Here is a 22,523-nt window from a genome sequence, read left to right as displayed (position 1 = left end):
CCCCATGCGGTTCACGCCGTGCGGGTTAAAAACGCTCCCACCTAACGCATACATCGCATGTCGTCGCCAATTACCATCCGCCTTGGTCAGCGTGCCCGCCAGCGCATCGCCGCTGAGGGCGTCCTGCCCTCCGACATCGCCATCATTCCGGCCGCCGCCGGCGGCCCCAAAGGCCTGATCCTCAACGGCCTCGATCTGTGGCTGTTCGGTTCCTGGCTCAAGACCGCGCCGCGCCCGCGCAAGCTGGTCGGCGCCTCGATCGGCGCCTGGCGCATGGCAGCTTCCGCCTTCGACGACCCGGTGGCCGCGCACAAACGCCTGGCCCACCTGTACGCCCACCAGCGCTATCCGGCCAAGGTCACCGCCGCCTATGTCAGCCAGACCTGCCGCGCGCTGCTCGACGAACTGCTCGACGGCCGCGCCGCCGAGGCGGTCGAGCATCCGCGCCATCACGTCAGCGTGCTGACCGCGCGCGGCACCGGATCGCTGGCCCGGGCCAACGGCGTGCGCTGGCGCGAACTGGCCGGCTTCCTGCTGGCCGCCGCCGGCAACGCCGTTTCACGCGACCGCCTGGCCGGGGCGATGGAACGCGTGATCTTCCACAACCGCCACGACGACGCGCACTGGCTGCGCGAGCCGTTCGACGCCTTCGCCGGCCACTTTGTCGATCTGTCGCAAGCGAACCTGCGCGACGCGTTGCTGGCTTCCGGCTCGATCCCGCTGGTGCTCGAGGCGGTGACCGCCATCGCCGGCGCGCCCGCCGGCGCCTACTGGGACGGCGGCTTGATCGACTACCACCTGCACCTGCCCTACCAGCGCGACCCCGGCCTGGTGCTCTACCCGCACTTCAGCGACTACATCGTGCCGGGCTGGCTGGACAAGTCGATGCCGTGGCGCCGCGCCGGCGCCGCCGATCCCGCGCTGGACAACGTGATCCTGGTCTCGCCGTCGGCCTCCTTCGTCGCGGCGCTCCCCAACGGCAAACTGCCGGACCGCAAGGACTTCACCGCCTACGGCCAGAACCACGGCGGCCGCATCCGCGACTGGACGCGCGCCATCGCCGAGAGCGAACGCATGGCCGAGGCCTTCGCCCGCTGGTGCGAAAAACCCGACCTGAAGGCAACATTGTCTTTTTAAGCAAGACACATTGTTTCATATTTGCAACAATAATTCACCGACCTTCATTGACCGCATGACCGCCCGCGATGCCGGGTGCATACTTGCAACCATAACTAAGCCGCCGCGGCACGTGCCGTTCTGGCACGCACATAGTCAATGGAGTCCACCATGAATTTCCTCTCGCATACGCGCATCGGCACCCGCCTCGCCATCGCCTTCGCCACCGTCCTGCTGCTGGCGGTCGTCGCCACCACGGCCGGCCTGGTCAACGCCCGCAGCAATGCCGCCGCCACCAGACAGATGATGGAACAGCCGCTGGCCAAGGAACGCCTGGTGTCGGACTGGTACGTGCTGATCTACTCCGCAGTCGCCCGCACCGAACTGATCGCGCGCAGCAAGGACGACACCTTGCCGGTGGTGTTTGCCGACACCATCGCCGCCAGCACCAAGCGCGGCAGCGAACTGATCGGCAAGATCAAGGAACTGCTGGCCACCGACGAGGAGCGCAAGCTGTACGATGCCACCATCACGCTGCGCGCCGCCTATCAGAAGGCCAAGAACGACGTCGGCGACATCCGTAAAACGGGCGACGACGCCGCCGCGGAAGCGGCCTACCGCGACAAATTCCTGCCGGCCGCCGAGGCGTACAAGAACAAGGTCAACGAGCTGCTGGCCCACCAGCGCAAGGCCATCGACGATACCGCGCACGCGATCGACGACGCCAATGACCGCAGCAACACGCTGCTGCTGATCCTGACGGTGCTGATGGTCGCCATCGGCTCGCTGGCGGCGTGGATCATCTCGCGCTCGATCACCGCGCCGCTCAAGTCGGCGATCGACATCGCCGCGACGGTCGCCAACGGCGACCTGACCACGCGCTTCGACGGCCCCACCTCGCGCTCGGAAATCGGCGAGCTGATGACGGCACTGAAAGGCATGAACGACTCGCTGCGCAACGTCGTCAGCCAGGTGCAGGTCGGCACCAAGACCATCGCCACCGCGTCCAACGAAATCGCCGCCGGCAATATGGACCTGTCGCAGCGCACCGAGGAACAAGCCAGCTCGCTGGAGGAAACCGCGTCGTCGATGGAGGAACTGACATCGACCGTGCGCCAGAACGCCGAAAACGCCCGCCAGGCCAACCAGCTGGCGCACGCCGCCTCCGACGTGGCAGAACGTGGCGGCTCGATCGTCGGCCAGGTGGTCAACACCATGGGCACGATCAACGACTCGTCGCGCAAGATCTTCGACATCATCAGCGTCATCGACGGCATCGCCTTCCAGACCAATATCCTGGCATTGAACGCGGCGGTGGAAGCGGCGCGCGCCGGCGAACAGGGACGCGGCTTCGCGGTGGTGGCCTCGGAGGTGCGCAATCTGGCGCAGCGCTCGGCGGCGGCGGCCAAGGAGATCAAGGAATTGATCGGCAATTCGGTCGAGCAGGTCGACATCGGCTCGAAGCTGGTGCAGCAGGCCGGCAGCACGATGAACGAAGTGGTCGACAGCGTGCGGCGTGTCACGGACATCATGGGCGAGATCACCTCGGCCAGCAGCGAGCAAAGCATCGGCATCGATCAGGTCAACACCGCGATCACGCAGATGGACCAGGTCACGCAGCAGAACGCAGCGCTGGTCGAGGAAGCCGCTGCGGCGGCGGCCAGCATGCAGGAACAGGCCGAGCGCCTGGCTGACGTGGCGTCGTCGTTCAAGCTCGATGACGGTGGGGCGCGTCAGTCGCTGGCGCCGCCGCCGGCCGCGCGCAAGATCGCCACGCCGGTGCATTCTGCGCCAGCCCGTCCGGCGCCAGCGGCCCCGAAAAAGCCGGCCGTGCGTCTGGCTACGTCCAGCGCCAGCAGCACCACCCGCAAACCGGCAACCGTCGGCAACGATAAGGATTGGGAAGAGTTTTGACCCCAAGCCACGGCTGGGGTCTGACCCCACGGGGTCAGACCCCGAACTTCCGGGTCAGCTGGTCAAGAACATCTGCTGCAAATCATTGAGGAAACGCTGGCCCAACTCCGTGGGCCGGATCACCTTGTAATCCCGGTACAGCAAGCCCTTGGCCTCGGCCGCGTTGAGGCTCTTCTCGATCGCGTTCAAACTCAAACCGGTGCGCTCGCTGAACAGGTTCGGATCGAAGCCGCCTTGCAGGCGCAAGGTGTTGAGCATGAACTCGAATCCCATGTCCTCGCGGGCGATCTCGACCTCCTCCTGCACCGGAGCGCCCAGCCTGACCTGCTCCATGTAGGCTTTCGGCTGCTTGTAGCGCGCCTTCCGCAGTATGCGATGCGGGAACGATATCTTCGAATGCGCCCCGGCGCCGATGCCCAGATAATCGCCAAACTCCCAGTAATTCAGATTGTGGCGCGCGCGGTGGCCTTCCTTGGCGTACGCCGACACCTCGTACTGCTGGTAGCCATTGGCGGCGGTGAGTTCGGCGATCATGTCCTGCATGTCGGCGCTGGCGTCGTCGTCGGGCAGCGACGGTGGATACTTGGCGAACAGCGTATTCGGCTCCATCGTCAGGTGGTACAGCGACAGGTGCGGCGGCTTGAAAGCCATCGCCGTCTCCACATCCAGCCTGGCCTCCTCCAGCGTCTGCGACGGCAGCGCGTACATCAAATCCAGATTGAAGTTGTCGAAGTTGGCCAGCGCGATATCGACCGCGCGCCGCGCCTCGTTGTCGTCATGGATGCGGCCCAGCGCCTTCAAATGGCGGGCGTTGAAGCTCTGGATGCCGATCGACAGCCGGTTGACGCCACTGGCGCGGTAGGACTTGAACTTTTCCGCCTCGAAGGTGCCGGGGTTGGCCTCCATCGTGATCTCGACGTCGCTGTCGAGCGGCAGCAGGGTGCGCACGTCCGACAGCAGGCGGTCCAGGCCCGCCGCCGACATCAGGCTGGGCGTGCCGCCGCCGATGAAGATCGTATAGATCTTGCGGCCCCAGATCAGCGGCAGCGCCATTTCCAGGTCGGCGCGCATGGCGTCCAGGTATTCCTGCTCCGGGAAGGCGCCGCCCTCCTTGGCCTCGTGCGAGTTGAAGTCGCAATACGGGCACTTTTTCACGCACCACGGAAAGTGAATGTACAGCGACAGCGGCGGCAGCGCCGACAGGTTCAGCGCGCCGCTTTGCAGGTACTTGAGCGCGACGCCGGCGGCGTCGCCCAGGTCGGCGCTGGGGGCCACCGGTGAAGCCGGCTTGCCGCCGGCGCCGACGATTTTGATCGGGATCATTTCAGTTTCTCTACCAGCGCGCGCAGGGCCTGGCCGCGATGCGACAGGGCGTTCTTCTCATCGGCGGTCAGCTCGGCCGCGCACTTGCCCAGCGCCGGGATGAAGAAGTAGGGATCGTAGCCGAAGCCGCCGTTGCCGCGCGGCGTGGCGATCATCTCGCCGTTCCAGCGGCCGTCGGCGATGACCGGCTGCGGATCGTCCGCATGGCGCACGAACACCAGCACGCAATAGTAGTAGGCCGATTTGTCGGCGTGCGCGGCCAGGTCGGCGATCATTTTCTCGTTGTTGCGGGCGTCCGACTTCGGCTCGCCGGCGAAGCGCGCCGAGTACACGCCGGGCGCGCCGCCCAGGGCGTTGACGCACACGCCGGAATCGTCGGCCAGGGCCGGCAAGCCGGTCAGGCGCGACGCGTGGCGCGCCTTTTGCAGTGCATTTTCGACAAACGTGTGAAAAGGTTCATCCGCTTCGGGCACGCCGAATTCGCCCTGCGCGTGGACGGAAAAGCCCACCGTGGACAGCAGTTCGTTGAATTCCTTGAGTTTGCCGGCGTTGTTGGAGGCGAGGATCAGGCGTTGGGTCATGGTATGGGCTGCGATCGAGTCATGCGGAGAAGGCGACATTGTAAACCTTTTGCATGCCGCCCACCCGCCGGCGATATGCCGCTAGGGCACCAGCAACGACTGGATCTCGGGCCGCAGATGGTTTTCCAGGGTGACCATCACCGCCTCGGTTACGATATCGCGCCCTTTGACGGGGGCGCCCCTGGCCGCGGCGATGGCCGCCTTCATGCCCTGATAGCCCATCTGACGCGCGTTTTGCAGCACCAGACCGTGGATTTCCTGCTTTTTCAAGCCGTCGAGCAGGAAATCGCTGGTGTCGAAGCCGATGAGCTTCTTCCTGCCTGCCTCCCCGGTCTGGCGCAGCGCGCGCAGCATGCCGTCGCTGGCCGACTCGTTGACCGCGAAGATGCCGTCGATCTGCTTGTGCTTGGTCAGCGCCGCCAGTCCGGCGCGGGCGATCTTGCCGCGCGTGCCGCCGCCGTATTCGTCGATGACGGTGATGTGCGGCGCGTGCCTGGCGAGATAGTTGACGAAGCCGTTGGCGCGGTCCTCGGTCGATGCGCTGCCCGGGATGGTGCGCATCACCAGCACGGCGCCATGCCCGTTCAGCAGCGACGACAGGCGCTCGGCGGCGAGCCGGCCGGCGGCGTGGTTGTCGGTGCCGACGAAGTTGGTGTGCCAGTTGCCACCCAGCGCGGAATCGACGACGACGATCTTCACGCCCATCTCCGCCGCCTTGCGCACCGGCTCCATCAGGCGCACGCGGTCGGTCGGCACGATGATGACGGCGTCGACGTCGGACCGGGAGTACAGGCGCAGGATATCGATCTGCGAATCGATATCGTCGTTGTAGGCCGGGCCGCGCCAGGTCAGCTTGACGCCGCCCTCCTCGCGCACCGCCCTGTCGACGCCCTGGCGCATGAAGGTCCAGAAATCCTGGTCGCGCGACTTGGGGATGAAGACGATATTGAGGTCTTTGGACAAGGCCGCGAACGGCCAGCCCGCAAGAAAGAAAGCCCACAACAGCAGCACTAACGGCCACTTTTTCATGAATGTCTCCTCCACCAAGGCGGTCGCCATCCAACGGAACCACGTAGGGCGGATTAGGCGGAACGCCGTAATCCGCCAATCCATGAGCCGTCAGCGGCGCATGCATGGCGGATTACGCTTCGCTAATCCGCCCTACGTGGATTTGTGGCGAACCGGCGTCCGTTAAGCGACGCCCAGCACCTGCTTTTGCAACTTGATCAAATCGGCGATGCCGCCCTGCGCCAGATCGAGCAGGCGATTCATGCCGGCCCGGTCGAACGCCGCGCCTTCGGCGGTGCCCTGCACCTCGATGAAGTGGCCGGCGTCGTTCATCACCACGTTCATATCGGTATCGCAGCCCGAATCCTCGACATAATCGAGGTCCAGCACCGGCACGCCCTGGTACACGCCGACCGAGATCGCCGCCACAAAACCCTTGAGCGGAATGGCCGGCACGGCGCCGCGCGCGACCAGCTTGGAAAACGCGTCATGCGCGGCGACCATGGCGCCGGTGATGGACGCGGTGCGGGTGCCGCCATCGGCCTGGATCACGTCGCAATCGAGGTGCAAGGTGCGTTCGCCGAAGGCCTGCAGATCGAAGGCGGCGCGCAGCGAGCGGCCGATCAGGCGCTGGATCTCCTGCGTGCGGCCGGACTGCTTGCCGCGCGCGGCCTCGCGGTCCATGCGCGTATGGGTCGAACGCGGCAGCATGCCGTATTCTGCCGTCATCCAGCCCTGGCCCTTGCCCTTCAAGAAGCCGGGAACTTTGTCCTCGATGCTGGCGGTGCAAATGACCTTGGTGTCGCCACATTCGATCAGCACCGAGCCTTCGGCGTGCTTGGTGTAGTCGCGGGTCAGGCGCAGGGCGCGCAAGGCATCGACCGGGCGGCCGCTGGGACGGGCGAAGGTGGGTGTTGCTAAGGTCATACGGTGTCCTTGTAAATTGTGTGGGGATTATTTGAGAATCTGGGAGGATTTTTCGATCGCGCCGCGTATCTCGGCGATGGCTTTTTCAATGTCATCGTCATTGAAGGCGGCATCCATATCCGTGGCCGGCGGTTCCGCCGGCGCCTGGACCGGCCCGCCCTGGATGGTGGTGCTGTGCAGGTCCTGCGGCAGGGCTTCCGTCGAGATCACCGTCGGCATCCCGGCCGCCGTCGTCGCGCCCATGTCGCCGGCGACCGAACCGCCCTGCCACATGATGGCCAGCGCGGTGACGTTGTCGCTGCCATCGCCGGCGGCGTCGAGCGCCGCCCGCAGCAGATCCGGCACCGCCCGCACGACCGTATGCGCATGCATGCGGCGCGCCATTTCATCGTCCGGCAGCATAGACCACAAACCGTCGGAGCACAACAGCATCTGGTCGCCCGGCAGCAGGCCGCCGCCGCTGGACATCTCCACCTTCGGCAGGCTGTCGGCGCCGAGGCAGTTATACAGCTTGTTGCGGTCCGGGTGGGTGGCGCGCTCCGACGCCGGCACCAGCCCCTTGGCGATCAGGCTTTCGATATGCGAGTGGTCGCGCGTGCGCGCCAGGATGCACCCTGCGCGCAGCCAGTACAGGCGCGAGTCGCCGCAGTGCGCCCAGGTCGCCGTGTTGTGCTGGATCAGGCAGGCGACGATGGTGGTGCGCGGCGTCTCCGGCATGGCATGGGCCCTGCGATAGTCGTGGATGTCGTGGTGCGCCGCCATGAAGGCCTCCTCGAGGAAGCGCTGCGGTTTTTTGACGTAGGGCGTGGCCTGCTGCTGGAACATGGCGGATATCGTTTGCAGCGCGACGGCGGCGGCGATCTCGCCGCGCAGGTGGCCGCCCATGCCGTCGGCCAGCACCAGCAGCAAGGCGTCGCGCGTAAAGCTGTAGCCCATGCGGTCCTGGTTGACCTTGCGGCCGCCGATGTGGCTTTCCTGATACACGGAGAATTGCATTGTTTGCCTGTCGCCTTGTTTAACGCATTCGGTGCCCGGTCGGCTCAGACCAGCGTATCCGGTCCGGCCTTCGCCTTCGGTCCGGCCGCGCCGCCCAGCCGTCCGACAAGGCCGCGCAGGCCGCCGCCCAGCTTTTCGATGATACCCCGCCGCGCCTGCGCTGGTGGCGCCGGCGCCGGCGCCGCCACCGCCTGCAGCACTTTCTGCAGCGCGAACAGGCTTTGCGGCCGCTCCAGCGGGTCGACCATCAGGCACCATTGCACCAGCCGCACCAGCTCCGGGGTGTAGGCGCCGGCGAGCTTTTCAAAGTGTGCGGCCATTTTATCGTCGGTCTTGCGCTGGTCGGCCGGCTGCGGCGGCGAGCCGACCATGCAGGCGAACATCGACGCGCCGATGCTGTAGACGTCCGACCACGGCCCCAGGCCGCCGGTTTTGGCGTACAGCTCAGGCGGCGCGAAGCCCGGCGTGTACATCGGCGCCAGGGTCGGCATGTCGTTGTTGACGGTCTGGCGCGCCGCGCCGAAGTCTAACAGCATCGGCGTGCCGTCGGTGCGCAGGTAGATATTGGCCGGTTTCAGGTCCAGGTGCAGCAGCTTGTTGGCGTGGACCTCGCGCAGGCCCTTGAGCACCTGAATAAAGATCGTTCGGATGAAGGCCTCGCCCACTTTGCCGCCCTTGGCGCGCTGGCCCTGGATATGCTCCTGCAGCGAATGGCCCGATTCGTAGGCCATGACCATGTAGACGGTATCGTGGGCGCGGAAGAAATTGAGCACGCTGACGACGTTGGGATGGGAGATGCGGGCCAGCGCCCGGCCCTCCTCGAAGAAGCATTTCAGGCCGATCCGGAACACCGGCAGGTTGGCGCGCGGAACGGCCGGCGCCAGCTCGCCGTCCCGGCGCAGCGCAAGCGAACTGGGCAAATACTCCTTGATGGCGACGGCCACGCCGTCGGGGTCGTACGCGAGGTAAACAATACTGAACCCGCCGGACGCAATTTTCTTTACAATGCGATATCCAGCAATTTCCAGACCATCTGGTAACGGGGCGTTGTTTTGTGCAGCCATAGGATTCCTCGCCTCAACACACCGGATTGTGTGGATAAATCACTGTTTTGTAAAGATTAAATCGGGGACATCCATTGAGCATTTCCAGCATGACGGGCTACGCAGTCGCCACCAGTGAAAGCGCGGCGGGCACACTGACGATCGAAATCAAGAGCGTCAACTCGCGCTTTCTCGACCTTCAGTTTCGAATAAACGACGATTTGCGCGCGCTCGAACCCGATTTGCGCTCGGCGATCATGGCCGCCATCACGCGCGGCAAGGTCGAGCTGCGGCTCAGTTTCGGCCGCAAGGCGGCCACGGCCGGCACGCAGGCGCTCAACCTGCCTCTGTTAACTGAATTGCAACGATTGCAACAGGAAGTCGGCGCGCACTTCCCCGCCGCGCCGACCATGTCCGTGGCCGAACTGCTGCGCTGGCCCGGCGTCATCGAGGAAGCCCAGATCGGCCAGGAGTCGCTGCAGGCCGACGTCGCCGCGCTGACCGCGCGCACGGTCGAAGCCTTCGTCATCAGCCGCCAGCGCGAAGGCGCCGCGCTCGAAGCGATGCTGACCTCGCGCATCGAGGCGATGGAAGTGATCGTCAAGCGCATCACCCCGCTCATTCCGCAGGTGGTCGCCGCCTTCCAGCAAAAGGCCGTCGAGCGCATGCAGGACGCGCTGGGCCTGGCCTGCCAGGGCTCGAATTCGGCGCTGTCGCGCCAGGACGCGCTCGAGCGCATCCGCCAGGAAGTGATCCTGTACGGCATCCGCATCGACGTCGCCGAGGAGCTGGGCCGGCTGTCGGCGCACCTGACCGAGACGCGCCACATCCTGAAAAAGGGTGGCCAGGTGGGCAAGCGCCTTGACTTCATGATGCAGGAGCTCAACCGCGAAGCGAACACGCTGGGCGCGAAGGCCTCCGTCAAAGAGTTGGCCGACGCCTCGATGGAGCTCAAGCTGCTCATCGAGCAGATGCGCGAGCAGGTGCAAAACCTGGAGTAACGCCGGTATCAAAAAAAGGGAGCTTCGGCTCCCTTTTCTTTTAAACGCGCTCCCAACCGGTCGCCCGATTGACACACCCGCTTGCGGCACCACGGCGGGTGTAGTAATTTCGTCGTACTAGCCAGTATGAGGTGCTGCCATGACCATTACAACCCTGCCCATCGAACAGTTCCTTCGCAAGCCCAGCGATGCGACCAATGCGGCTGATAGCGATCCGGTATTCATTACGGAGCGGGGCCGCCCCACGCATGTTCTCATCAAATTTTCCGACTACCAACGTTTGATCCGAGAGCACCGCAACATGGCCGAGCTTTTATCGGTTCCCGACATGGCCGACATCGACTTTGAACCGGTCAGGTCACGTGAAACCGCTACACCGGCGGATTTGTCGTAATGTTCCTCGTCGATACCAATGTCGTATCGGAATTACGAAAAGCACGACAAGGCAAGGCCAACAGCAATGTTGTACGCTGGCGGGTAGCGGCCAACGCTAGTACGCTTTATGTGTCCGCCATCACCATCCATGAACTGGAAATCGGCATCCTGCTATCGGAACGACGCAATGCCGCTAACGCCGTCGCCTTGCGCACCTGGATGGATGCTCACGTCTTATCGTCATACTCTGGTCGCATCCTACCTGTCGACACGTCTGTAGCGCGGCGGGGCGCAACCTTGCATGTACCAAGGACTCGCCCGTGGGCCGACGCATTGATCGCTGCCACCGCACTGGTACACGGCATGACCGTCGTCACAAGAAACGTCTGCGATTTTCAGTCGACCGGCGTCGCCGTGCTCAATCCCTGGTTATAAGACGTGAGCCTCTCAATCAGACCAATTGTCCATCAAAAATTACAGCAGCTGATTCAGCTTGACGACCTTGATGTCGGCCACCTCGCCGATGGTCTTGACCAGCTCCAGGAAGTGCGGCGTGGTTTCGTGCAGCGCGTGCGCTTCGGCGTCGTCCCAGGCTTCGAGCATGACGAAGGTCGCGGGATCGCCCAGGTCCTGATGCAGGTCGTAGCGGATGCAGCCGGCCTCCGCGCGGCTTGGCGGCACGATTTGGTCCAGCGCGGAACGCACCAGCAGTTCGGAACCCGAATGGGCGGTGATGGTGGCGACGATGATCAGATCTGACATGTTCTATCCTGTGAATGGGGGAAATTGCATTGTTGGGGCGGATTGCGAAACGAAAAGGCCCGCCGGGCGAAATCCGCTATCATCGGCGCAACAACTTCCGGGGAGCGAGGCATGGCCGCATCGAACGCAACACCGATGATACGCGTGGGCATAGGCGGCTGGGATTTCGCGCCGTGGCGCGAGACGTTTTATCCGAAAGACGTGACGCAAAAGAAGGCGCTCGAATACGCCAGCCGGCACGTCACCAGCATCGAAATCAACGGCACCTTTTACCGCACCGCCAAGCCCGAACACTTCGCCTCGTGGAACGCGCAAACGCCGGACGATTTCATCTTCTCCGTCAAGGCCAGCCGCTACGCCACCAACCGCAAAGTGCTCGGCGAGGCGGGCGAATCGATCGAGCGCTTCATCGGCAGCGGCCTGGCGGAACTGGGCGACAAACTCGGTCCCCTGCTGTGGCAACTGGCGCCGACCAAGCAGTTCGATCCGGACGACCTGGAAGCGTTCTTCAAACTGCTGCCCACCAAACTGGGCACGCGCAAACTGCGCCACGTGCTCGACACCCGCCACGAGAGTTTCATGTGCGCGGACTACGTCAAGCTGGCGCGCAAATACAAAGTCGCCAGCGTGTTCACCGACTCGCCCAAGTTCCCCTCCTTCGCCGACGTCACCAGCGATTTCGTCTACGCCCGTCTGATGAACGCGCAAAGCGAACAGGTGACCGGCTACACCAAGCCGGCGCTGAAGAAATGGGCGGCGCTCGCGCAGCAGTGGCAGGCCGGCGCGCTGCCGCCGGAACTGCCGTATGTGGCGCCGCCGCCATCATCGGCCAAGGCCGCCGGCAAGGCGCGCGCGGTGTTCGTCTACTTCATCAACGGGGCCAAGGAACGCGCGCCCGCCGCCGCCCAGCATCTGATCGGACTGCTGTAATCGCGGGCCGATTGACCGCAAATTCAAAGGCGAATTGAATGCCGACCGTTGCTCTTGGTAAAATACGTCTTTGGGCGCTGCCCGAACAAGTATTTGAACCGCATTTGAAACGCATTTGAAAGTTACACACATGAGCTCATCCAACGCATTCGCCGGCAGCCTGTTCATGGTGGTGGCGCCATCGGGCGCCGGCAAGTCGACGCTGGTCAACGCGCTGCTGGCGCAGGAACCGACGATCAAGCTGTCGATTTCGACCACCACGCGCGCGCCGCGTCCGGGTGAAACCCACGGCAAGGAGTACTACTTCACCAACGCCGAGGATTTCGTCGCGCGCGCCGACGCCGGCGAGTTCCTGGAGTGGGCTGAAGTGCACGGCAATTACTACGGCACCTCGCGCATCATGGTCGAGCAGCAGATGAAAACCGGCACCGACATCCTGCTCGAAATCGACTGGCAGGGCGCGCGCCAGGTCAAGAAGCAGTTCCCGCAGGCGGCCGGCATTTTCATCCTGCCGCCATCGATCGAGGCGCTCGAACAACGCTTGAAAAAACGCGCCACCGACGAAGCCCACGTGATCACCCGCCGCATGCTGGCGGCGGGCGGCGAAATCGCCCACGCTCCCGAGTTCGAGTATGCTATTATCAATGAAGAATTCGCGGTCGCCCTGTCGGAATTGACGGCGATTGTCAGAGCGGCCCGTTGCCGGTTTGCGCAACAAGCGGCACGCAACATCTCGCTATTTGCCCAATTGGGTATCCACGCTGAATAAATACACAAGATTTTAGGAGTTATCATGGCCCGTATTACTATTGAAGATTGTCTCAAAACCATTCCTAACCGTTTCCAGCTGACCCTGGCCGCGACCTACCGCGCCCGCCAACTGCTGCAAGGCCACACCCCTAAAGTGGAAGCCAAGGACAAGCCGACCGTCGTCGCGCTGCGCGAAATCGCCGCCGGCAAGGTCGGTCTGGAAATGTTGAAAAAGGTCCCAATGTAAGTTGGGCCCGCGTTCCCGAACAATGTGAATGATGCGCGTTGGCAGCGATTGAGCAGCGGTTGAGCAGTAGCGCGCGCCATCAGGTAGTATTTACATTGACATTCTCATGACGACGGAACGCACACGTATGAATCTGATCCCCGCCGATCCGACACTAAGCGGCAAGCCCCGGTCCAAGCAACCGGGCAAGCAGCCGGCCAAAGCGCCGGCCGCAGCCACGTCGGGCGCCAACGCGGGCGACAGCACTGCCTCCACCATCGCCTCCTCCGCACCAGCCCCCGTTCAACCAGTGATTTCCTCGTCGCCCCTGGCCACGCCCACCCTGACCGCCGGTGTCGCCTCCGTCACGCACCTGACCGAAAAACTGGCCGAGTACATGACGGCCGCCGACCTGAAAAAGGTCAAGGAAGCGTACCGCTTCTCGGACGAGATGCACCTCGGGCAGGTGCGCAAATCGGGCGAGCCGTACATCTCGCACCCGATCGCCGTGGCCGAGATCTGCGCCGACTGGAAGCTCGACGCGCAAGCCATCATGGCCGCGCTGCTGCACGACGTGATGGAAGACCAGGACGTCAAAAAGGACGAGTTGATCGAGCGCTTCGGCGCGCCGGTCGCCAACCTGGTCGACGGCCTGTCGAAGCTGGAAAAAATCGAGTTCCAAAGCCAGATCGAGGCGCAGGCGGAGAACTTCCGCAAGATGCTGCTGGCGATGGCGTCGGACGTGCGCGTCATCCTCATCAAGCTGGCCGACCGTCTGCACAATATGCGCACGATGGAAGTCATGGCGCCGGCCAAGAAGGCGCGCATCTCCAGCGAGACCATGGAAGTGTACGTGCCGATCGCGCACCGCCTCGGCCTGAACAACATCTACCGCGAGCTGCAGGACTTGTCGTTCTCGCACCTGTATCCGCTGCGCTACCGCACCTTGGCCAAGGCCGTGAAGGCGGCGCGCGGCAACCGCCGCGAAGTGGTGTCGAAGATCCTCGACTCGGTCAAGACCACCCTGCAGATCGCCGACATCGAGGCGGAAGTCTACGGCCGCGAAAAAACCCTGTACGGCATCTACAAGAAGATGCGCAGCAAGCACCTGTCGTTCTCGCAGGTGCTCGACGTCTACGGCTTCCGCGTGGTGGTCGACAGCTTCCCCAACTGCTATGTCGCGCTGGGCACCCTGCACTCGCTGTACAAGCCGATGCCGGGCAAGTTCAAGGACTACATCGCGATCCGCAAATTGAACGGCTATCAGTCCCTGCACACGACCCTGATCGGCCCATACGGCACGCCGGTCGAGTTCCAGATCCGCACCCAGGAAATGCACCGCACCGCCGAATCGGGCGTGGCCGCGCACTGGCTGTACAAAAACGGCGAATCGAACCTGACCGACCTGCAGCAGCGCACCCACGCGTGGCTGCAGTCGCTACTCGACATCCAGCAGCAGACCGGCGACTCGGCCGAATTCCTCGAACACGTCAAGGTCGACCTGTTCCCCGATTCGGTCTATGTGTTCACGCCGAAGTCGAAGATCATCGCCCTGCCGCGCGGCGCCACGCCGATCGACTTCGCGTACTCGATCCACACCGGCATCGGCGACCACACGATCGCGGTCAACATCAACAACGAGCCGGCCTCGCTGCGCACGGAACTGCGCAACGGCGACATCGTCGAAATCGTCACCGACTCGTCGTCGCGGCCGAGCCCGACGTGGTTGTCGTTCGTCCGCACCGGCAAGGCGCGCTCGGCGATCCGCCACCATCTGCGCACCATCAACCTGCCGGAATCGATCACGCTCGGCCAGCAGTTGCTGTCGCAGGCGCTGACGTCATTGGGCATGGGCGCCGACCTGGAAGAGCACCTGATCGACCGGCTGCTTAACGAATCGAGCGCCAAGTCGCTCGACGAACTGTATGCCGACATCGGCATCGGCAAGCGCATGGCGGCCCTGGTGGCGCGCCACATCTTCGGCCTGCGCGGCGGCGAATCGGCCAGCGCGCCGGTGGACCACAACAGCGCCGCCGAACTCGATCCGGTGACGATCTGCGGCAGCGAGGGCGTGTCGGTGCAGCTGGCGCCGTGCTGCCTGCCGATCCCGGGCGACTCGATCGTCGGCCAGCTGCGCCGCGACCAGGGCCTGCTGGTGCACACCAACGACTGCACCGTGGCCAAGCGCCAGAAGATCAAGGAGCCGGACCGCTGGATCGCCGTCAAGTGGGGCACGGAATTGAACCGCCGCTTCGACAGCCGCATCAAGCTGTTGATCAACAACGAAAAAGGCATCCTCGCGCGCGTGGCGGCGGAAATCGGCGAGTCCGACGCCAACATCACCTACGTCGGCATGGACGAGGACAAGGAACACGTGCTGCACCAGTTGCGCTTCACGATCCAGGTCAAGGACCGCGTGCACCTGGCGGGCCTGCTGCGCAACGTGCGCCGCGTGGCCGGCGTCAACCGCATCCTGCGCGAGCGCAGCTAGGCTGCGGCCCCAAGCGACAATTACCCCTACGGTTTAACCACCGGATCATACCAATACGCCTTGTTCGCCAACGGCGTCTTGGGCGGCAAAAACGGATTCTCCAACCGGAAAATCCGCCGCTTGCGCAAGCCGACCTTATCGATCAGCCCATCGTACGCCTGGTGAAACAACCGGTCCAGACGGCCATCGGCGGCGATCAACTGCATCCCATATTCCAGCCGTTCCGCCAATCGCTGGTGGCTCGGCGAGATAAAAAAATACCGCGCCAACGGCATGTACAACGCCAGCTCGCCCTCGACGGCCAGCGCGGGAAACTCCGCCGCGAACGAATCCCGCTCAAACAACGCTTCCTCTATCGAGCGCGGGAAGTAGGCGAAGCGCTGGGCCGCCAGCATCGCGAGCAAGCCGTTGGTGGAAGGACCGGCCACGACGTCGAAGCCGGCGTGGCGCAACACCGGCGTCGAACTCCACTGCCGACCCGATCCCACCGGCAGCACCTGCAACTGCTGCAGCGTGTTCACCGCGCTGAATTGCGCCTGGCGCCGGCCGTCGATCAGGAAGATGCGGTAACCGGAAAAACCCTTGTCGAGCGGAATGCGGATCGGAATCAGCCTGCGCTCCCACTCCACCGACGTAATCTGCGCGGTCAGGTTGACCAGGTCGCCCCTGACCATTTCCAGCATCAGGCGGTCCCGCTCCATGATGCGTTTTGAAACGTTCAAATCGAACGGTCCATATTTGGCGCTGGACGCCTCCAACGCCGCCGTCAACACGCCCATCGCATAGCGGTCCCGATAGTCGGGGTTGGCGAAGACAAAGTCGAGCGAATAGGTATCGAGCGCGCGCGCCGGCGGCGCCCAGCAGAGCAGCGCCAGCGTCGACGCCAACAGCGCGCGGCGGATCGGACGGCGGGCGCGCCCGTCATCATGCCGATCCGACCTCTGGACAATTGGCGTTTTCATTTTGTCCATTGTAGCGAGTTCCTGATTCCACCATGAAACGAATGGGCGAACGAAGCGGGTAGCCTACTTTTGTGCGAACGGGTCGTACCAATACGCCTTGTGGGCCAACGGCGTCTCCGGCGACAGCAGGGGGTTGTGCAGTTTGAAGACGCGGCGTTTGCGCAGCGCCACCTTCTCGATCACGCCGTCATAGGCTTGGTGAAACATCTTGTCGAAGCTGCCATCTGCGACCAGTAAATTCAGGCCGTATTCCAGGCGCTGCGCCAGCCGCTTGTGGCCGGGCGCGACAAAGAAATAGCGCGGCAACGGCATATAAACGACCATGCCGCTTTCGATGGCCAGCGCCGGAAACGCCGCCACGTGGCTGTCGTACTCGAAGACCACCTCGTCCACCCCGCGCGGAAAATGCACGAAGCGGTTCGCCGCCAGCATGCTGTGCAGGTTGTCGGTCGAATTGCCTGGCACCACATCGAAGCCGGCACCGCTGAACACCGCGGTCGAGCTCCACTGCCGCCCGGCGCCCAACGAAAAGGCCTTCAACTGGGACACGCTGGTGATCGCGTCGAATTGCGCCTGGCGGCTGCCATTGATCAGCGAAATCCGATAGCTCGATAAGCCTTTGTCGATGGGGACACGAATGGGTATCAGCTTGCGCTCCCATTCCGGCGACGAGATTTGCGCGCTCAGGTTAACCAGCTTGCCGCGTACCATTTCCAGCACCAGGCGGTCGCGCTCCATGACCATAGGAGAAACACTGAGTTCGTAAGGACCATATTTGGCGCTGGACGCCTTCAACGCCGCCTGCAACACCTGCAAGGCGTGACGATCCCGGTAATTGGGCCGGCTGAAGTTGAAGTCCAGCGTGTAGGAATCGACCGCCCCGGCGTGTAGCGGAGCGCCGCACAGCGCCAGCATCGCCAATGCCGCCAGCCAGCGCCCGAGCGCCCGGCGGGCGATCCCGGGCGACCCGTCGTCATCCTTGGCGTGCGATATATTAACAATTGCCATATTCATTTTGGCATTGTAACGGCTTTCCCGGCTCTTGCTGCCGTGGGACAACAAGGCATGAGAAAGCCCCTCGCCTTCACCGTTAAAACTGTTGCAAGATCAAAGTGATCCGCAACGTCAATCGCTTGTCGGCGCGGGATAGCTCACTTCCAGAATCTCCAGCTCCTCCACCCCGTGCGGCGCCTGGAAGGTGATGACGTCCCCTTCGCGCGCCTTGGTCAGCGCGCGCGCCACCGGCGCCACCCAGCTGATCTTGCCGTTCAGCGGGTCGAGCTCGTCGATGCCGACGATGGTGATCGTGCGGGTCTCGTCGTTCTGGTTGCAATAGGTGACGGTGGCGCCAAAGAAGATCTGGTCGCTGCCATGGTGCACGCTGGGATCGACGATGGCCGCCGAATCCATGCGCTTGGTGAGGAAACGGATGCGCCGGTCGATCTCGCGCAGACGCCGCTTGCCGTAGATATAGTCGCCGTTCTCGGAGCGGTCGCCGTTCGACGCCGCCCAGTGCACGATGCGCACCACCTCCGGCCGGTCGACGTCGATCAGCTGCAACAGCTCATCCTTGATGCGCTGGTAGCCCGCCGGCGTGATGTAGTTCTTCGACCCGGCCGGGATGGCCAGCGCCAGCGCGGCGGCTTCCTCGTCGTCGTCCCCGTCCGATTCTTTGACAAATGCTTTATTCATGCGGGCCATTGTAACCCCTGTCGCCCCCGCCACGCCGCGCCGCGCCGCACGCGTGACGACATTCCCCGCGCCGGCGGTGCTTTCACGTATCATGCTGTCAGAGGAACAACATAACAAACAATGAAACCCATCCGCCGCTACGCACGCAGACTGTTCGCGCCGCTGGTGTATCTCGCCGCCGTGCTGCTGCTGCTGGAAGACTGGCTCTGGACGCTCGGCGCGCGCCTGATGGCCCGGCTCACCGCATGGCCGCCGCTGCACCGGCTCGAGGCCTGGATCTGCCGGCTGGGACCGTACACGGCGCTGGTGCTGTTCGCGCTGCCGGCGGTGCTGCTGTTTCCCGTCAAGCTGCTGGCGCTGTGGGCGATGGGCAACGGCCATGCGCTGACCGGCCTGATTGTCATCGTCGTGGCCAAGTTCGTCGGCGCGGCGGCGGTTGCGCGGCTCTACCTGCTCACGCGGCCGGTGCTGCTGACCATCCTCTGGTTCGCCCGGCTGCTGGGCTGGTTCCTGGCCTTGAAACAGCGCTGGGTTGCAAGCCTGCGCGCCACGGCCGCCTGGCGCCAGTTCGACGCCTTCGCGGCCAGGGTGCGGCGCTGGCGCCAGGCGGCGCCCATGTCCGCCCCCGCACCCGGCAGCTGGACGGCGCGCTTTCGCCGCCTGCTGAAACGTTTCCGCGCGCGCTGACGCGCCCTACCCCGACACCATGATCGATGGCCTGCCCATGAACGCACCTTCCGACAATCCCCACGACAGCGCGGCGCTGGCGGCCGAACTGGCCGAGATGCGCGCTCGCTTCGACGCCATCGTCTCCAACACGCCCGGCCTGGTCTACCAGTTCGTGCTGCACGCCGACGGCGCCGTCTCCTTCCCCTACCTGAGCGACGGCTGCCTGGCGCTACTGGGCGTGACGGCGCCCGAGCTGCACGCCGAGCCCGGCCGCTTCCTCGACCTGATCCTGCCGGACGACCGCCGGTCGTACCGCGACGCCATGCAGGCGTCGGCGTCGGCGATGTGGAGCTGGAACTGGGAGGGCCGCATCTGGGTCGACGCCTGGAAAGACGTCAAATGGATCAACCTGCGCGCCACGCCGCACGCGCTGCCCGGCGGCGACGTGCGCTGGGACGGCATGATGACCAACATCACCGAGAGCAAACTGGAGCAAATGGAGGTGCGCCAGTCGCGCGCGCGGCTCGCCGAGCTGAGCGCCCACACCGACCGCGTCAAGGAGCAGGAGCGCACCCGCATCGCCCGCGAAATCCATGATGAACTGGGCGGCAACCTGACCGCGATCAAGATGGCGCTGGCCATGCTGGCGGCCCGCCTCGACGACGCCGATCCGGCGCTGCGCGAAAAAACCGACTACGTCGATGCGCTGGTCGACCGCACCATCGACGCCGTGCACCGCATTTCGCTCGACCTGCGCCCCGCCCTGCTGGACCTGGGCCTGGTGGCGGCGCTGGAGTGGCAGGTCAAGGAATTCGAGAAGCAGGCCGGCGTGCCGAGCACCTTCTGCGCCAACCAGCGCGACATCGCGCTCGACAACGACCAGGCCACGGCGCTGTTCCGCATCGCCCAGGAGGCGCTGACCAACATCGCCAAGCACGCCAACGCCACCCGGGTGACGGTCAAGCTGGCGCGGTTGCGGCACCACGTGTCGCTCAAAATCACCGACGACGGCCGCGGCATCCGCCAGGCCGACCGCGCCAAGCCGGCTTCGTTCGGCCTGCGCGGCATGGCCGAACGGGCCCGCGCGCTGGGCGGAACGTTAACGCTTAGCCACGCCGTCGGGGGCGGAACCGTTGTTGCCATCAAGATTAAGCAAGATACGTCGCGCGAAACCCTCATTGCGGCAGCGGCCGGCACTACAATAGCTGGAGAAAACATTACCATTGTGAAATAATGTCACGGCGGGCATCGCGCAAACGTAAAAGAAAACAATAATGACAGAGAAAGCCATCATCAAGGTCTTCATCGCCGACGACCACGCCATCGTGCGGGAGGGCTTGAAACAAATCCTGGCCGAGACGCGCGACATCGTGGTGGCCGGCGAGGCCGAGAACGGTCTCGACGCGGTCAAGCTGTTCCGCAAGTCCGAATGCCAGGTGATGCTGCTCGACATTTCGATGCCGGACCGCAGCGGCATCGAGGTGCTCAAGCAGATCAAGAAGGAAAAGCCGGAGCTGGCCGTGCTGATGCTGTCGATGCATCGCGAGGACCAGTACGCGATTCGTTCGCTCAAGGCCGGCGCCTCCGGCTACCTGACCAAGCAGAGCGCGCCGCGCGAGCTGGTGACGGCGATCCGCCAGGTGGCCGGCGGCCTCAAGTACATCAGCCCGGCGCTGGCGCAGGAACTGGCCAACCACGTCGGCGAGGACCACGAGGCGCCGCCCCACGACACCTTGTCGGACCGCGAATACCAGACCCTGACGATGATCGCCTCCGGCAAAACGGTGGGCATGATCGCCAAGGAACTGTCGCTGTCGGTCAAGACCGTGAGCGAATACCGCGCGCGCCTGCTGGTCAAGATGAAACTGAAGAATAGTGCCGAATTGACGCACTATGCGATCAAAAACCAACTGATCGAGTAATCGGACGCGGCCGCCCCGGCCGCGCGGGTAAGATGGCGGGTAATCCATCGCTGGCGCCCCACCGGCATGGTTGACGGATTACACATATTTAATGCTGTGATGAAAGGCATCTTCCGCCCCCTTTTCCGGGCATGGCGATGCGGCGCACGGTCTTAATATGGTGTAATCAGAAAACCTTTTAAAAGGCCGCGTGTCATCTATGTCCAAACCATCCACTCCCGAGCAGAATCCGGCCGACATCGCGCGCGAGGCGTTCAAGCGCCTGGCCGTGCGGCGCATCGCGCCGACGCCGGAAGCGTACCGGGATATTTATAACGAGATCGCCGGCATCACCGAGCCGGCCGCCGCCGCAGCAGCGGCGGCGGCGCCGCTGGGCAGCGTCGACCCCGGCCCGGAATCGGTGCTGAGCCAGTTCGCCACGCGCCTGACCGAAAACACCGGCGACCTGGCCGAGTTCGGCCGCCGCTTCAACCGCGCCGTCAAGACGCGCGACTGGGAAGGCTACGCCAAGACGCTGTCGCAACTAGTCGAGCGCCACTTCGTCGCCAAAAAAGGCATCGAGATCGCCGGCGTCGACACCGACGACGACCAGAGCCGCGTGCTGCGCGACCTGCTCAGCCGCACCCTGACCTTCGCCGTGGCCTCGCTGCTGAGCGGCGCGCCGGTGCTCGTGGCCGAGGCCGAATCGCTGGGCGCGGCCACCAAGCTGGCCCACAGCGAGGAGGCCTTGTCCGAGATCGGCCTGCGGCTGAAACAATTGTGCTTCCAGATCGAATTGCGCGGCGGCGACAGCGGCGAGCAGCAGGAATTGCTGCTGCGCCTGTTCAAGCTGCTGCTGGAAAACGTCAGCGAGCTGCTCGACGACGACAGCTGGCTGCGCGGCCAGATCGAATCGGTGCAAAACCTGATCGCCGGCCCGCTCGACGTGCGCGCGCTGGAGGAAGCCACGCGCAGCCTCAAGGAAGTCATCTACAAGCAGGGCCAGCTCAAGCACAGCCTGTCGGACGTCAAGCTCACCGTCAAGAACATGATGATGACCTTTATCGACCGCCTGGGCCAGGTCGCCGCCTCGACCGGCGACTTCCACGAGAAGATCGGCGGCTACTCGGAAAAGATCAGCAAGGCCGACAATATCTCCGAGCTCAACAGCATCCTCGACGAAGTGCTCAAGGAAACCCGCCTGGTGCAGAGCGAGGCCCTCAAGGCGCGCGACAAGATGGTCCTGGCGCGCCAGGAGGTGCAGGACGCCGAGTCGCGCATCCACGCGCTCGAGGCCAAGCTGCAGCATTTGAGCGAACTGGTGCGCGAGGACCAGCTGACCGGCAGCCTCAACCGCCGTGGCCTGGACGACGTCTTCGAACGCGAGACCGCCCGCGCCGACCGCCGCGGCACGCCGCTGTGCATCGCCATCCTCGACCTGGACGATTTTAAAAAGCTCAACGACACCTACGGCCACATCGCCGGCGACGCGGCGTTGAAGCACCTGGTCAAGATCGTCAAGGACACCTTGCGTTCGATGGACGTAATCGCCCGCTTCGGCGGCGAGGAATTCCTGATTCTGATGCCGGAGACCTCGGTCGAGGCGGCCGCCACCACGATGACCCGCCTGCAGCGCGAGCTGACCAAGCACTTCTTCCTGCACGATAACGAGAAGGTCTTGATCACGTTCTCGGCCGGGGTGGCGTTGCGCCGCCCCAACGAGGAGCAAACCGAACTGGTCAAACGGGCCGACAAAGCGATGTACACTGCCAAACAGACCGGGAAGAACCGGGTGGTGACTGCCGACTAGTGGTCAAACCGACCACGAACGGGTGCTGCCGCCCTTCGAAACGCCC

General features: G+C 64.1%; 23 protein-coding genes. 13 read left to right on the top strand and 10 right to left on the bottom strand.

What is annotated here, in order from left to right; all coding sequences use genetic code 11:
• The first annotated feature begins 57 nt into the window (after window positions 1–57).
• On the top strand, window positions 58–1,137 hold the full coding sequence (locus NHH73_08410; GenBank protein USX28291.1) for a patatin-like phospholipase family protein: 1,080 nt from the start codon (window positions 58–60) through the stop codon (window positions 1,135–1,137).
• Window positions 1,138–1,287: 150 nt separating this feature from the next.
• Window positions 1,288–3,030, top strand: a complete 1,743-nt coding sequence (locus NHH73_08405) for a methyl-accepting chemotaxis protein (protein USX28290.1) — start codon at window positions 1,288–1,290, stop codon at window positions 3,028–3,030.
• 54 nt (window positions 3,031–3,084) lie between these two features.
• On the opposite strand, the gene hemW is transcribed toward NHH73_08405, so the two are convergent.
• The 6 genes from hemW to NHH73_08375 all read right to left on the bottom strand — a co-directional run bounded on the left by hemW (window position 3,085) and on the right by NHH73_08375 (window position 8,929).
• Window positions 3,085–4,353: a radical SAM family heme chaperone HemW gene (gene hemW / locus NHH73_08400; GenBank protein ID USX28289.1), complete on the bottom strand. Its 1,269-nt coding sequence runs from the start codon at window positions 4,351–4,353 to the stop codon at window positions 3,085–3,087.
• Window positions 4,350–4,934, bottom strand: a complete 585-nt coding sequence (rdgB, locus tag NHH73_08395) for an RdgB/HAM1 family non-canonical purine NTP pyrophosphatase (protein USX28288.1) — start codon at window positions 4,932–4,934, stop codon at window positions 4,350–4,352. Before rdgB ends, hemW begins: the two co-directional genes overlap by 4 nt.
• Before the next feature lie 81 nt (window positions 4,935–5,015).
• The gene (locus tag NHH73_08390; GenBank protein ID USX28287.1) at window positions 5,016–5,963 is read right to left on the bottom strand and encodes a substrate-binding domain-containing protein; all 948 of its coding nucleotides are present in this window, start codon (window positions 5,961–5,963) and stop codon (window positions 5,016–5,018) included.
• Between the two features lie 162 nt (window positions 5,964–6,125).
• On the bottom strand, window positions 6,126–6,869 hold the full coding sequence (rph, locus tag NHH73_08385; GenBank protein USX28286.1) for a ribonuclease PH: 744 nt from the start codon (window positions 6,867–6,869) through the stop codon (window positions 6,126–6,128).
• 27 nt (window positions 6,870–6,896) lie between these two features.
• Window positions 6,897–7,865 (bottom strand): serine/threonine-protein phosphatase, encoded by a 969-nt coding sequence (locus NHH73_08380; protein USX28285.1) that lies wholly within the window; start codon window positions 7,863–7,865, stop codon window positions 6,897–6,899.
• 44 nt (window positions 7,866–7,909) lie between these two features.
• Complete coding sequence (locus tag NHH73_08375; GenBank protein USX28284.1) at window positions 7,910–8,929, bottom strand: serine/threonine protein kinase; 1,020 nt, start codon at window positions 8,927–8,929, stop codon at window positions 7,910–7,912.
• Between the two features lie 89 nt (window positions 8,930–9,018).
• Between NHH73_08375 and NHH73_08370 the strand changes: the two genes are divergently transcribed.
• The 3 genes from NHH73_08370 to NHH73_08360 all read left to right on the top strand — a co-directional run bounded on the left by NHH73_08370 (window position 9,019) and on the right by NHH73_08360 (window position 10,719).
• On the top strand, window positions 9,019–9,909 hold the full coding sequence (locus NHH73_08370; protein ID USX28283.1) for a YicC family protein: 891 nt from the start codon (window positions 9,019–9,021) through the stop codon (window positions 9,907–9,909).
• Between the two features lie 139 nt (window positions 9,910–10,048).
• Entirely contained in the window at window positions 10,049–10,303 is a 255-nt protein-coding gene (locus NHH73_08365; protein ID USX28282.1) for a type II toxin-antitoxin system Phd/YefM family antitoxin, read from the top strand.
• A complete protein-coding gene (locus NHH73_08360) occupies window positions 10,303–10,719 on the top strand; it encodes a type II toxin-antitoxin system VapC family toxin (protein ID USX28281.1) in 417 nt (138 codons plus the stop codon). Before NHH73_08365 ends, NHH73_08360 begins: the two co-directional genes overlap by 1 nt.
• 39 nt (window positions 10,720–10,758) lie before the next feature.
• Here the strand turns inward: NHH73_08360 and NHH73_08355 are convergent, their stop codons facing one another.
• Entirely contained in the window at window positions 10,759–11,046 is a 288-nt protein-coding gene (locus tag NHH73_08355) for an antibiotic biosynthesis monooxygenase (GenBank protein USX28280.1), read from the bottom strand.
• Window positions 11,047–11,157: 111 nt separating this feature from the next.
• On the opposite strand from NHH73_08355, the gene NHH73_08350 reads away from it, so the two are divergent.
• From NHH73_08350 to NHH73_08335, 4 genes are all read left to right on the top strand, one after another.
• Entirely contained in the window at window positions 11,158–11,976 is an 819-nt protein-coding gene (locus tag NHH73_08350) for a DUF72 domain-containing protein (protein ID USX28279.1), read from the top strand.
• A gap of 130 nt (window positions 11,977–12,106) precedes the next feature.
• Window positions 12,107–12,745, top strand: coding sequence for a guanylate kinase (gmk, locus tag NHH73_08345; protein ID USX28278.1), 639 nt, complete (start codon window positions 12,107–12,109; stop codon window positions 12,743–12,745).
• 24 nt (window positions 12,746–12,769) lie between these two features.
• A complete protein-coding gene (gene rpoZ, locus NHH73_08340) occupies window positions 12,770–12,973 on the top strand; it encodes a DNA-directed RNA polymerase subunit omega (protein ID USX28277.1) in 204 nt (67 codons plus the stop codon).
• A 127-nt stretch (window positions 12,974–13,100) separates the two neighbouring features.
• Window positions 13,101–15,443 (top strand): bifunctional (p)ppGpp synthetase/guanosine-3',5'-bis(diphosphate) 3'-pyrophosphohydrolase, encoded by a 2,343-nt coding sequence (locus NHH73_08335; GenBank protein USX28276.1) that lies wholly within the window; start codon window positions 13,101–13,103, stop codon window positions 15,441–15,443.
• A 26-nt stretch (window positions 15,444–15,469) separates the two neighbouring features.
• Here the strand turns inward: NHH73_08335 and NHH73_08330 are convergent, their stop codons facing one another.
• The 3 genes from NHH73_08330 to greB all read right to left on the bottom strand — a co-directional run bounded on the left by NHH73_08330 (window position 15,470) and on the right by greB (window position 18,097).
• Window positions 15,470–16,405, bottom strand: a complete 936-nt coding sequence (locus NHH73_08330; GenBank protein ID USX28275.1) for a hypothetical protein — start codon at window positions 16,403–16,405, stop codon at window positions 15,470–15,472.
• Between the two features lie 63 nt (window positions 16,406–16,468).
• Window positions 16,469–17,413, bottom strand: coding sequence for a hypothetical protein (locus NHH73_08325; GenBank protein ID USX28274.1), 945 nt, complete (start codon window positions 17,411–17,413; stop codon window positions 16,469–16,471).
• Between the two features lie 117 nt (window positions 17,414–17,530).
• Window positions 17,531–18,097, bottom strand: a complete 567-nt coding sequence (gene greB, locus NHH73_08320) for a transcription elongation factor GreB (GenBank protein USX28273.1) — start codon at window positions 18,095–18,097, stop codon at window positions 17,531–17,533.
• Between the two features lie 120 nt (window positions 18,098–18,217).
• On the opposite strand from greB, the gene NHH73_08315 reads away from it, so the two are divergent.
• The 4 genes from NHH73_08315 to NHH73_08300 all read left to right on the top strand — a co-directional run bounded on the left by NHH73_08315 (window position 18,218) and on the right by NHH73_08300 (window position 22,477).
• Window positions 18,218–18,784 carry a hypothetical protein gene (locus tag NHH73_08315; protein USX28272.1) on the top strand — a complete coding sequence of 189 codons (567 nt, stop codon included), beginning with the start codon at window positions 18,218–18,220 and terminating at the stop codon, window positions 18,782–18,784.
• A 37-nt stretch (window positions 18,785–18,821) separates the two neighbouring features.
• Window positions 18,822–20,000: a histidine kinase gene (locus tag NHH73_08310; GenBank protein ID USX28271.1), complete on the top strand. Its 1,179-nt coding sequence runs from the start codon at window positions 18,822–18,824 to the stop codon at window positions 19,998–20,000.
• Window positions 20,001–20,040: 40 nt separating this feature from the next.
• Window positions 20,041–20,688, top strand: a complete 648-nt coding sequence (locus NHH73_08305) for a response regulator transcription factor (GenBank protein USX28270.1) — start codon at window positions 20,041–20,043, stop codon at window positions 20,686–20,688.
• A gap of 199 nt (window positions 20,689–20,887) precedes the next feature.
• Entirely contained in the window at window positions 20,888–22,477 is a 1,590-nt protein-coding gene (locus tag NHH73_08300) for a GGDEF domain-containing protein (protein ID USX28269.1), read from the top strand.
• The last annotated feature ends 46 nt before the right edge of the window (window positions 22,478–22,523 follow it).

Source organism: Oxalobacteraceae bacterium OTU3CINTB1 (assembly GCA_024123955.1).
In the GTDB taxonomy this organism is placed as follows: domain Bacteria; phylum Pseudomonadota; class Gammaproteobacteria; order Burkholderiales; family Burkholderiaceae_D; genus Rugamonas.
The sequence above is the reverse complement of the archived record's forward strand: the minus strand, read 5'-3'. Positions and strand labels throughout refer to the sequence as shown.